At 60.0% G+C, this 11,297-nt stretch carries 9 protein-coding genes and 1 pseudogene; 2 read left to right on the top strand and 8 right to left on the bottom strand.

Annotated features, from left to right (window positions below; genetic code table 11):
• The first annotated feature begins 621 nt into the window (after nucleotides 1-621).
• On the top strand, nucleotides 622-1,368 hold the full coding sequence (locus JQ575_RS42840; RefSeq protein ID WP_249167296.1) for a transglycosylase SLT domain-containing protein: 747 nt from the start codon (nucleotides 622-624) through the stop codon (nucleotides 1,366-1,368).
• Between the two features lie 295 nt (nucleotides 1,369-1,663).
• On the opposite strand, the gene JQ575_RS42835 is transcribed toward JQ575_RS42840, so the two are convergent.
• The 8 genes from JQ575_RS42835 to JQ575_RS42800 all read right to left on the bottom strand — a co-directional run bounded on the left by JQ575_RS42835 (nucleotide 1,664) and on the right by JQ575_RS42800 (nucleotide 10,249).
• Entirely contained in the window at nucleotides 1,664-2,494 is an 831-nt protein-coding gene (locus JQ575_RS42835) for a formylglycine-generating enzyme family protein (protein WP_212039163.1), read from the bottom strand.
• A gap of 204 nt (nucleotides 2,495-2,698) precedes the next feature.
• Nucleotides 2,699-4,339, bottom strand: a complete 1,641-nt coding sequence (locus JQ575_RS42830) for an arylsulfatase (protein ID WP_212039162.1) — start codon at nucleotides 4,337-4,339, stop codon at nucleotides 2,699-2,701.
• A 39-nt stretch (nucleotides 4,340-4,378) separates the two neighbouring features.
• Nucleotides 4,379-5,158 carry a GntR family transcriptional regulator gene (locus JQ575_RS42825; protein ID WP_212039161.1) on the bottom strand — a complete coding sequence of 260 codons (780 nt, stop codon included), beginning with the start codon at nucleotides 5,156-5,158 and terminating at the stop codon, nucleotides 4,379-4,381.
• Between the two features lies 1 nt (nucleotide 5,159).
• Nucleotides 5,160-6,212 (bottom strand): ABC transporter ATP-binding protein, encoded by a 1,053-nt coding sequence (locus JQ575_RS42820; RefSeq protein ID WP_212039160.1) that lies wholly within the window; start codon nucleotides 6,210-6,212, stop codon nucleotides 5,160-5,162.
• The gene (locus JQ575_RS42815) at nucleotides 6,209-7,048 is read right to left on the bottom strand and encodes a carbohydrate ABC transporter permease (RefSeq protein ID WP_212039159.1); all 840 of its coding nucleotides are present in this window, start codon (nucleotides 7,046-7,048) and stop codon (nucleotides 6,209-6,211) included. Before JQ575_RS42815 ends, JQ575_RS42820 begins: the two co-directional genes overlap by 4 nt.
• The gene (locus tag JQ575_RS45465) at nucleotides 7,045-7,977 is read right to left on the bottom strand and encodes a carbohydrate ABC transporter permease (RefSeq protein ID WP_212039158.1); all 933 of its coding nucleotides are present in this window, start codon (nucleotides 7,975-7,977) and stop codon (nucleotides 7,045-7,047) included. The genes JQ575_RS42815 and JQ575_RS45465 overlap by 4 nt, the downstream gene beginning before the upstream one ends.
• A 4-nt stretch (nucleotides 7,978-7,981) precedes the next feature.
• Nucleotides 7,982-9,376, bottom strand: a complete 1,395-nt coding sequence (locus JQ575_RS42805) for a sugar ABC transporter substrate-binding protein (protein WP_212039157.1) — start codon at nucleotides 9,374-9,376, stop codon at nucleotides 7,982-7,984.
• A 249-nt stretch (nucleotides 9,377-9,625) separates the two neighbouring features.
• On the bottom strand, nucleotides 9,626-10,249 hold the full coding sequence (locus JQ575_RS42800) for a tyrosine-type recombinase/integrase (RefSeq protein WP_212039156.1): 624 nt from the start codon (nucleotides 10,247-10,249) through the stop codon (nucleotides 9,626-9,628).
• A gap of 392 nt (nucleotides 10,250-10,641) precedes the next feature.
• Here JQ575_RS42800 and JQ575_RS42795 point away from each other — a divergent pair.
• A pseudogene (locus tag JQ575_RS42795) lies at nucleotides 10,642-11,297 on the top strand (transcription-repair coupling factor); the annotation flags it as partial.

Raw genomic sequence — 11,297 nt, 5'->3', positions numbered from 1 at the left:
CGCTTGAGCGCAGAGAGGCCCGCGTGCGTTGTCTCTTCGATCTATCCAGAACGATTAGTTCGCCGACTTCTTCAACACAATCGGCGCGAAGCGGACCTTGTCCTGCCACATCAGCTGTTTACCGGTCATTAACCATACCGACCCATCCTGAACGTTGTACTAGACGGCGCGATATCGGTACGTTGCCGTGGGCCTCCATGTCGCCTGTCGGCACATGGCGGGTGAAGACCAACGCGTGGCGAACTGAAAGTCTGCTTTCGCTTGCTCCACATTCCAATCATAAGATTTTGCATGGGACCACGACGGGCCAAGGGACATGCGAATGGGCTTCTTACGGAAGCCATCCATGGAGTTGGGGCAATGAAGGCTTTGCAGACCAGCTGCATCGTGGGTGCCGTTGCATTCATGGGATTTTATCTGGCCAGCGGAAACAGGCCGGTCGCGACGGTGCCGGATGCAATACCGGAAGCAGCAGCGAACGTGGTAGCGCCTGCGCTCTACGCGGAGGCATCGGCCAAGCTTGCAGCGGCGCTTCAGGCTGCGACTGCCTCAGTGACTTCGGCGGGTTCTGGACCGTTGACGGCCCGAGCCGAAATCGCCGACGATTCCGTCGCGCCAAAATTGGCGTCGCTGGGCGATCAGGTTACGGCCACGCCGCTTTCGGCAGGACAAGATGCGTCCAATGATGCGCCCAAGCCGGCGCAGGCGACGCAGGATTTCCGGCACTTAATCTACTACGTTTGGTCCGAACTACCACCCGCCCATAAACCGGCAGAGATCGTCTTGCGTTCACTCAAGGACATCCCGGTCGGAACGCCAGCCGAGGAGATCAAGCGCGCTTCCGACGCTTTCGGTCTCGATTTTAATTTCATGATGGCGGTTGCCAAGATCGAGTCCGGTTTCAACCCCAATCAACGCACCGGGTCGTATATCGGACTGTTTCAGCTTAGCGAAAAGGAGTTCGGCAAATTCGGCTTTGGGCAGATTCGCAGTCCCCGGGACAACGCCATTGCGGCTGCCTACAAAGTCATTACCGAAGGCATCCTGTTCGAGTGGATCGCGCACCGGAAGCCGGACCTGAGCGATCTCTACCTGATCCATCAGCAGGGGTGGGAAGGCGCCGCCGAGCACATCAGCCAGCCCGATCGCATCGCCTGGAAATCGATGTGCGCCACCAGCGAAGGCAGAGAGAAGGGCCAGAAGTGGTGCAGACGCGCGATCTGGGGCAATACCCTTCCGGCCCTCAAGCGGGAGTGGAAATCGGTAGACAAGGTGACATCGAAGGCGTTCGTCGGTATGTGGCGAGCGCGGGTTGCCGAATTCTACACGAAATATATGGCGACCGCCGCCGGGGAGACGACCCAATAATTGCGTTGACAGCAGAGCTCCGCCAAATGTCGGAGTTACCGAGCCTTACAGGGGATAGCCTCAAAGATTACCACGTCACGCTTCAGCACCCAGGGTGGACGAACCTCAAAAGCCATTCGCACGCAAGGTCTAGTGAGCTGCACGCCGCCAAGCTCGGCATTCTCAACCAACGTAGCCGTATGACCTCTGTTGGCGCAAAGCGGCCCTACGTGCAATTCTATTGCGGAGACACCCATTTGATACGAAGTAATCAATTCTACTGTTCTCAGAAGGCCACAGCAGCAGATGCATGTCGTCATTTTTGCTGGGAGGTCTCGAGTCTAACAACGCGAAACCCGATATTACTTGATGAACTGTCGGGCGTATTCGAACTGCGTGCCGCGACGCGGTAGCGGTTGCAATAGGACTCATGACATAGGAAAGAGCCGCCGCGCAGCGAGCGATTGGGTGATCGTTCGTCGTGCAGGGGATCGCGTGACGTAGTGATCTGATGATACCGGGGCGAGAAGTAATCCTCGCACCATTCCCAGACGTTGCCCGCCGCATTGTGCAGGCCATAGCCGTTGGCCGGGAAGGCATGGACCGGCGCTGTTCCGGCGTAACCGTCACCGATCGCGTTGTGGACCGGAAAATCGCCTTGCCAGATGTTACAGTGGTGCTCGCCCGCGGGCATCAGGTTGTCGCCCCAGGGATAGGTGGCCTGCTTCAGGCCGCCGCGCGCGGCCATTTCCCATTCGGATTCGGTAGGCAGCCGCGTCCCCGACCATTGGCAGTAGGCGTTGGCGTCGTTCCAGGACACGTGCACCACCGGATGATCGAGACGATCTAGGACCGTGCTCGGCGGTCCCTCGGGCTGGGCCCAATAGGCGTGCGGCACCGGGATCCACCACGGAGTATCGGCGACCCGGCTACCGATTTCGCGCTTGAACTCATCAGGCAGAAGACCCGCGAAGACAAAGCTCCAACCATACCGTTCCGCGTCTGTGGCGTATCCGGTGGCGCGGACGAAATCACCGAATTGCAGATTGCTGACCGCGTAGCACGCAATGGCAAATTCGCCGACGGTGACCTCTCGGACCGGTCCTTCGCCGTCATCGGGAAACCGGGTGTCTTCCGATCCCATCATGAAGCTGCCGCCGATCGGAGGGCTCCAGCGGCGAGGGACGACGGTTCGGCTCGGTTCAATCCCGCCAGCAGACTCAGCAAAACCTGCCGTTACCGACGACGGATCGTCGCTACGGCACTGCGTGCAACAAGTTGAAGTTCCCCTGGTCATTTCAGAATTCAGCGAGGCCTTCGCGCTCCGTTGCTCGGGTTCGACCGTTACGCGTTATTTCTGCTTCTCTTCCTCCCAGAAGGCGGTGCCGCCTTCCGCCTTCATCAATTCCAGAATCTTTTCGCGCGGGATGACGCCGCAACGTTTGACCCAGGCTTGATATTGCTCGCTCATATCGCGGACCCGATCCGGATGTTGCGCGGCGAGATCGTGCATCTCGGTGCGGTCGGTTTCCATATCATAGAGTTCCCACGGCCCCGGATATTTGCGCACCAGCTTCCATTTTCCGATCCGGACCGCGGCGTTGCCTTCGTGCTCCCAGAACAGCGGACCGCGGCCGCCATAGGCCGAAGCGAACGATGGCACCAGGCTTTCGCCTTCGCAGGGCAGGATGGTGTTGCCGTTGTATTCCCGGGGGTAGGTCGCGCCGGTGACGTCAACAATGGTCGCCATGATATCCGGCAGCTGGCTCGGATTGTGGCGCAGGCCGCCTCTCTCCTTGATGCCGCGCGGCCAGTGCACAATGAAGGGCGTCGCAATGCCACCTTCATGGATCCAGTGCTTGTAGAGCCGGAATGGCGTATTCGACAGATTAGCCCAGGCGGTGCCGTAGCTCTGATAGGTGTCTTCGCCGCCCGGCATCAGCGAAGGGTCGTTGCCGAGACGAACCGGCTCACCCTTGCGGGTCTTGGCCTTGGCGATCATCAACTGATCGACGAGCTCTCGCGCGGTGACGCCTTGCGGAATGTCTTCGGCGCAGGCGCCGTTATCAGACAGGAAGATCAGCAAGGTATTGTCGAGCTGGCCGGTCTCTTCCAGGGCGGCGACGATGCGGCCGATGCCCTGGTCCATGCGGTCGATCTGCGCGGCATAGACCTCCATGCAGCGCAAGGTCCATTCGCGGTGCTCGGCTTCGGTCCACGGCGGCTGGGTCGGATCGCGGTCGGTCAATTGCCAGTTCGGATGAATGATGCCGTCGTCGACCAGGCGCTTGAGCCGTTGCTCACGCAGTGTGTCCCAGCCCGCATCGAACCTGCCTTTGTACTTGGCAATGTCCTCGTCATGTGCATGCAGCGGCCAGTGCGGCGCCGTGTAGGCGACATATTGAAAGAACGGTGTATCGGGATTGGTTTGCTTGTGCTGCCTGATATAGGCGACCGCCTGATCGCTGATCGCATCGGTATAGAAAAACGAGGGATCGTTCTCGGCTTCGTGCTCGATATTGTCGTTGCCGCGGGTCAGCGTATTCGGATGGTAGAAGCTGCCGGCGCCGATGATGGTGCCGAAGAAATAGTCAAAGCCGCGCTGCAACGGCCATGCATCGGTCGGCTCGGTCAGGCTGGACGAAATGTGCCACTTGCCGCTGAGATAGGTCTTGTACTTGTTCTGCTTGAGAACCTCGGCAACGGTGACGCAGCTCTTGTTCAGATTGCCGGCATAGCCCTCCGGCCCATTACTGTAGGTGAGGATACCGATCCCGGTTTGATGCGGATGCAGTCCGGTCAGCAGCGAGGCGCGCGACGGGCTGCAGCGGGCGGTGTTATAAAACTGCGAATAGCGCAGACCATTGGCCGCCAGCCGGTCCAGGTTGGGAGTCTGGATTTCGCCGCCGTAACAACCGATGTCGGAAAATCCCATGTCATCATTGAGGATGATCAGGATGTTGGGGCTGTCGGATGTTTTACCATTTGCCATGGTTATTGGTCCTTCGTGCAAAGTGGCGGGAGAGGGTGCTTAGGCATGACGCCTCGTCAGGTTGATGCTGAGGCGGAAATAGTCGGGCAGATAGACCGAGCGCAGCAGTTCGAGCGGACGCTCGTCCTTGCTCAGTGTCAGACGTTCCATCGACAGCAGCGGGCTGCCGACCTTGACGCCGAGTAGCTTGGCGCTGGTCGTGTCGGCAAGCGACGCGCCGATCGTCTGGTTGGCTTCCTTGATCGCGTGTCCGAGTTCGTCTTCGAAAACGCTGTACATGATGATCGAAGTCAGGTCTCGCTTCTCGAGCTCCAGCCCGATATCCGGCGGATAGAAGGCGTGCTCGATGGCAATCGGAGTATCGTCGGCGAGACGCAGGCGCTTGAGTTGCCAGACCGCGCGTTCCTTCAATTGATCACGGACGCCGGCGTCGTGGCGGTTGGTCATGCCCTGTTGCAGGACCTTCGCGCCGGCCTGATAGCCGGCGTCGCGGATGGTCTCCGAAAAGCCCATCAGCTTTCCGACCCAGTTTTCCGGTTGGTTGGAGCGCAGGAAGGTGCCGCGGCCGCGGGCGCGGGCGAACATGCCTTCATTCACCAGCGGCGAGATGGCGTTGCGAATGGTGATGCGGCTGACGCCAAAATGCCGGCCAAGTTCGGCTTCGGTCATCAGGCGGCCAGTCTTGTCGATCAGTTCACCATCCCTGACCTGACGGCGGATGGTTTCGCGAACTTGAATGTGCAGCGGCAGGGAACCCGCGGTCGCGGAGGGCGTGGCATCGTTGATTGCCTCGGCTTTTTTTCGGATGCGCGCGGGCATTCTATAGTCGCCTTCTCGTGGTCGGGTCGAACAGGTGAATGTCTTGGGCGCGCGCGGTGATTGAAATCACCGCGCCTTCGGGCGGAACACTTTCGTCGCCGACGCGAATTCGCATCGCGGTGCCAGCGCAATCAAGGTCGAGTACTTTGGTGTCGCCTAGGTCTTCGATCAGCTCGACGCGGGCTTTGAGTCCGTCCGGCGCTATCCGTAGCGCGCCGGGGCGAATGCCGACCACGACGTCGCGCTCGCCGGCGGCCTGCAACGCCGTCTTCAGGCGGTGACCGGCTATAAGGACATCGCCGTCTGCAAAGAGCGCCGCTAAGAGGTTCATCGGCGGGCTGCCGATGAAGGCGGCGACATCGATCGAATTGGGTTTAGCGAATATCTCGGCCGGCCGGCCGACCTGCTGGATTTCGCCGGCCATGAACACCGCCATGCGATCGGCCAGCGTCATCGCTTCTTCCTGATCATGAGTCACATAAACGGCCGTGACGCCGAGCGAGCGTTGCAGCTTCTTCAGCTCGGCGCGGGTTTCCATGCGCAATTTGGCGTCGAGGTTGGAGAGGGGTTCATCGAGCAGGAACAGGCGTGCCTTGCGAACGATGGCGCGCGCCAGCGCACAGCGCTGCTGCTGGCCGCCCGACAACTGGCCGGGTTTGCGATCGAGCAGATGCTCGATCTTGACCTTACGCGCGGCATCCTTCACCGCAACGTCGATCTCGGCCACCGGAAGCTTGGCCATTTCCAGCGGAAAGGCGATGTTTTCGTATACGCTCATGTGGGGGTAGAGCGCGTAGCTCTGGAACACCATGGCAATGTCGCGGTCGCGCGCATCCGTGGCCGTGATGTCACGCCCGTCGATGAAGACGCGGCCCGAGGTCGGCGCATCCAGGCCGGCCAGAATCCGCAGCGTCGTGCTCTTGCCCGAGCCGGATGGGCCGAGCAGCGCAAAGAATTCGCCGGGCTCGATGTCGAACGACACGCCCTTCAATGCGCTGAACTCGCCGTGCATCTTGACGATGTCTTCGAAACGTACTTGACCTCGACCGGTCATCGGCGGCCTCCGCCCTTGACGGCGCCGACCGTGAGGCCCTTGACGATATTCTTCTGGGCGATGATGCCGAGGATGACCACGGGCAGCATCGCCAGCACCGAGACCGCCGCGAGCTTGGCCCACAGGGTCTGTTCGACCGACACGAAATTGAACATCGCGACGGTGACTGGCCGCACGGTGTTGCCGCTCAGGACGACCGCGAACAGAAATTCGTTCCAGGCATTGAGGAATACGAATACGATGGTGACCGCGATGCCGCCGCGCACCTGCGGAATGATGATCCGCCACAGCGTCCGCATCCGGCTGGCGCCGTCGAGATAAGCGGCTTCCTCCATCTCGAAGGGAATGTCCTCGAAATAGGACACGAGCAACCATATCGCGAACGGCAGCGAGAATGACAAATAGATCAGGATGATGCCCTGGTAGGTGTCGATCCAACCGATATTCCGCAGGATCAGGAAGTAAGGAATGATGATGCCGACCGGCGGCAGCATCTGGGTGGCGAGCACATAGAAGCCGGCGAATTTCTTGCCGCGAAAGCGCAGGCGCGCCAGCGCATAGGCGGCCGGCACCGCCATCAACATGGTGATGACGGTGGTTCCGATGGAGATGACGAAGCTGGAGATCAGGTTCGGCAGGATCGATCCCGAGCCGAACAACACGTCGCGATAGGCTTCAAGCGTCGGCTGGAAGATCAGCTTCGGGGGATAGGCCAGAACATCCTGATCGGTCTTGAGGGAGTTCAGCACGCTCCAAACGATGGGGAAAACCCACGCCAGCAGGAAGATCAGCGTGATGACCATGGTCGCGACGAAGCGGAAGCGTTTCGTCGTCATTTTGCTCTCCGCAACGCGAACAGAACGCCGGAGATCAGCAGAGTGACGATCAGCAGCGCGACGGCAAGCGCGGAGCCGTAACCGATCGACAGTTCGGTAAACGACTTCCGATAGGCGTAGAGGTTCAGAATTTCCGTTGCGGTGCCCGGACCACCGCCGGTCACGGTGAAGATCGCGGCGAACGCCGTCAGCGCCACCATGGTCCGCATGATCACGACCATAACGATGGCGGGGCGGAGCAGGGGCAGTGTAATCCGCCGAAAACGTTGCCATGCGCTGGCCCGGTCGAGCCGTGCGGCTTCGTAGATGTCTTCCGGGAGCGATGCGAGACTGGCCAGCAGCACCATGAACGCAAAGGGCGTCCACTGCCAAGTGTGGATCACGATCACCGAGATCATCGCGAGCAGGGGATCGCCGAGCCAGTTCTTGCTGCCAAGACCGGCATTGATAGCGAGATAGTCGACGATGCCGAATTCAGGCGCCAGCATGAAGGTACGCCAGATCATGCCGACCACCGCCGGGGAAAGAACGACCGGCAGAATGGCGACGACGCGAAACCAGCCCTGGCCGCGCTTCATGTCCATCACCAGCAGCGCCAGCGCCAATCCCAGCGCGACCTGCAGCACGACGGTGGCGCCGGTATAGACCAGACTGACCAGCAGCGACGACCAGAACCGGTCGTCGGTCAGCAGCGTGCGATAGTTTTCCAGTCCGACAAAGCCGTCGGCAAATGGCATAGCGAGGTCCATTCGGAACGCGCTGGTTCCGATCAGGAACAGAAGCGGAAATGTCGTGGTTGCCAGCAAAGCCATGAAGGCCGGCGCCAGCAATGCGGCCGCGAACCGGCGCTCACGCTGCGCCAGCACGCGGCCGAGATCGCTGGCGGCGGTCCCGGTCGCAATGCCTGCCGTCGCGGTTGCCGGCTTCACTCGGTCAGCCCCGCATCATTGGCTCGACGCGGCGCTGGGCGTCGTCGAGCGCGGCCTTGACGGTGGCCTGGCCCGACAGCGCCGACTGGATGGCGGTCGCCATGGTGTCGCCGATCGCCGGCCATTGCGGCACCCGCGGACGCCAGTCGACGTCTGTGTCGCCCTGCAGCGTGGCCATCGTCGCCTCGACGAAATTGTCGCCAAAGCCGTTCATCAGCTTGACGTATTCAGCGTCCTTCCAGATCGAAGTCCGGTTGACACCAGAGCGCTTGGTGGGTCCGGCAAAACGATGCGCCGTGCGTGCCTGGGTTTCCGCGCTCGCCGCCCACTGGATGAACAGCCAGGTCGCCTTCTTCTTCTTTTCGGTCTGCGCGGCATTGATCGGGAAACCCCAGTTCCAGATCGAGCTCACCCGCTTGCCGGAGGGTCCCTTCGGCCACCGGGCATAACCGACCTTGCCGATCACCTTCGATTTCTCGGGGTTGTTGATCACGGAAGCCGAGGAGTGGGCGTCGATGTAGCTTGCAAGCGTGCCTTGCGAGAACGCATCCGCGATATCGGGCCAGTTCCAGTTGGCCGCCGCCGTCGGCGCGGACTTGCGCATCAGGTCGACATACCAGGAAAGCGCCTGTTCGGCCTCGGGTCCGTTCACCGTCAGCTTGCCGCCCTTGAACCACTCGCCGCCAAACTCGCGGAAGATCGAGGGATAGATGTACATGTTCTGCCCAGCGCCGGCGACGCCGCGAAGCGCCGTTCCCCAGACCCGATCGTTAGGCGTGTTCAGCGCCGCGGCGTTGGAGACGAACGTCGCCAGATCGTCGGCGGGTTTCAGGCCCTTCGCGTCGTAGAGATCCTTGCGGTAAACTTGGATGGTGACTTCGCCGTCGTAGGGCACGCCATAGAGCTTGCCATCGACGCTATCGGCGGCGCGCCAAGCCGGAATGATATCGTCGAATTTGAACCAGTCGGCATCGGTCAGTGATTTGTCGTTGAGGTAACTGTCGAGCGGCTCGACCCATTTGTTGGCGGCATAGAGCGAATAGTACATGGGGTCGGCGGCATGGGTGGCATAGGTGCCTGTCTTCGAGGTGAGGTCGATGACGGCCTTCTGGCGGATTTGCGCTGGCGGAATCTTCTCGAAGCGGACGTCGATGCCGGTCAGCGCCTTGAACTGCGGCGCGAGCGTGATCAGGTTTTCAAAATAGCTCGCCGGGATCACCGCAACCGTGACGGTTTCGCCGGAAGCCTGCTGCCAGTCGATCTTGGCCGCCTTGTAAGGCGCGAGATCGGCCTCTTGCGCCGCGGCCTGCCGCAGCACGGTCGGGCCGAAGCCGATCAGTGCTGCAGCTGCCGTACCCGTTTTGAGGAAAGTCCGCCGTGTTGGCCTGAATGACTTCATTTCCGTCCCTCCCTTGGCTCCGGCTTTAGCCGGTTAAGTTAGGACATTTGCTCAAATGTTATAACATGTCAAACCATGTCCGGTCCCGCTGCAGGAGCGATCAGGGCTCTTGAACATCAGGGTCGCGCCTGACTGGATGGGGTGAGATTACGGTATGGACGCGATCAACCAACCACCGTCTCTTTTCTTGGCGCGCATGGACTGCTTCTGCGCTGAAACGACCACCGGGGTGATGCCAGTGGTCGGATATTATAGCTCGATCTGTTCGGCCATACTTAGCGCGTCATCCACTTCAATCCCGAGATATCGAACGGTGCTCTCCAGCTTCGTATGGCCGAGGAGGAGTTGCACCGCGCGGAGGTTGCCGGTCTTACGATAAATCTGGGCGGCCTTTGTACGCCGCATCGAGTGCGTGCCGTAAGAGGCCGAATCTAATCCGATGCTTTTAACCCAACGATGCACCAGCCGAGCATATTGGCGGATTGATATGTGAGGGCTCGCATGAAGTCGGCTTGGGAACAGATATCGGGAACCAGTTGTCCGGAGCATTGGTAGCAAGGCTTCAACGGAATTCCTCGACTGCTCCGAAATCTCGAACTGAACTGGTCGACCTGTCTTCTTTTGGACAATAGTGGCTCGACGACGCACATTTGTTCCCGAGCAAATGTCGTCAAGTCGTAGTTTGACCAGGTCACAGGCGCAAAGTTTACTGTCGATTGCGAGGTTAAAGATCGCAAGGTCGCGCATTGATCGTACGATTTCTAGGCGGACTCGAATAGACCATACGTGCTTGGGTTCAAGAGGCTTCTTCTGGCCGACGAGCAATCCTTTGTTCCAAGGTGGTCGGCATCGATGGACGGGGCGTGCGGGCATACGGGTTCCTCCGCCATCCCACCCTCCGCATCGCTCTATCGCAAGCGAATTACCTTAGTGCCAATTGATCATTCAGGTTTTCTCCACCAGCGTGCTCACGATCGTCCGCTCATGGCGCAAAGCAATCGTAGAGGCGTAGGAGTTAGACTTGATTTGCTCGCGCTGTCTGGACCTAGCTTACTTGCCGATGATGGATTAGACCGACTGACTTGAAGCAGCATTCTCACTAACGCGACGTTTCAGGAAGATTCGCAGCAGCTAGGTTCTCGAATGACGATGGAAGTTTCGTGAAGAAGAAAAGCAAAAAGATCAGCGCCCGCGGTGCGACCAGAAGCGCGACCAAGAAGGGAAAATCCTCGGGTTCCGCGATCTCGACGTCCTCGCCGCTCGGCATGTTGGCGCTCCATCTTCGCGATCAGTTGAAAAAGTCCGGTCGCGATGGGTTGGTGTTTATCGCTGAAGACGAGAACAGGGCCGAGCGGCTCGGCGGCATCGTCCATGCACTCGATCCATCGCTCGATGTTCTCGTATTCCCCAGATTGAATACATTGCCGTTCGATGAGCTGGAACCGTCGCGTGAGATCGCTGGCCGACGGAGTTCGGTCTTGCGCCGTCTTGCCAGAAGAACGAAGCCGATTCTGCTGGTCTCGACGGCAGAGGCAATTATGGAGCGGTTGCCTTTGCCGGCGAGTTGGTCGCGCATCAGTCTAAGCCTCAAGGTGCAAGCGTCATATGCCGAGCAGGACCTCGAGGGCAGCATTGAGGAATTGGGCTACGATCTCGACGAAGAGGCAGAATATCCGGGCACGGCTCTCTTTCACGGCAAGACATTCGAGATCTTCCCGGCCGGTGCTCTCGGGCCGTACCGGATCGAGCATTCCGGCGGAGCGATCCGCAGAATTGTTGCCGTCGACCCGGATGAGCATGACGTCATATCCGATTTCAAGGAGCTGATTATCGATCCGATGTCCGAACGCCTCGCGCTGGGCGGCGACCGGGCGCAGCGGGCTACCTTCCTGGACTATTGCGATCGGGCACGGTGGTTCGC

It is taken from the genome of Bradyrhizobium sp. JYMT SZCCT0428 (genome assembly GCF_018131075.1).
Classification (GTDB): domain Bacteria; phylum Pseudomonadota; class Alphaproteobacteria; order Rhizobiales; family Xanthobacteraceae; genus Bradyrhizobium.
Note: the sequence above shows the minus strand (reverse complement) of the source record. Positions and strands in the feature narration are given on the sequence as shown.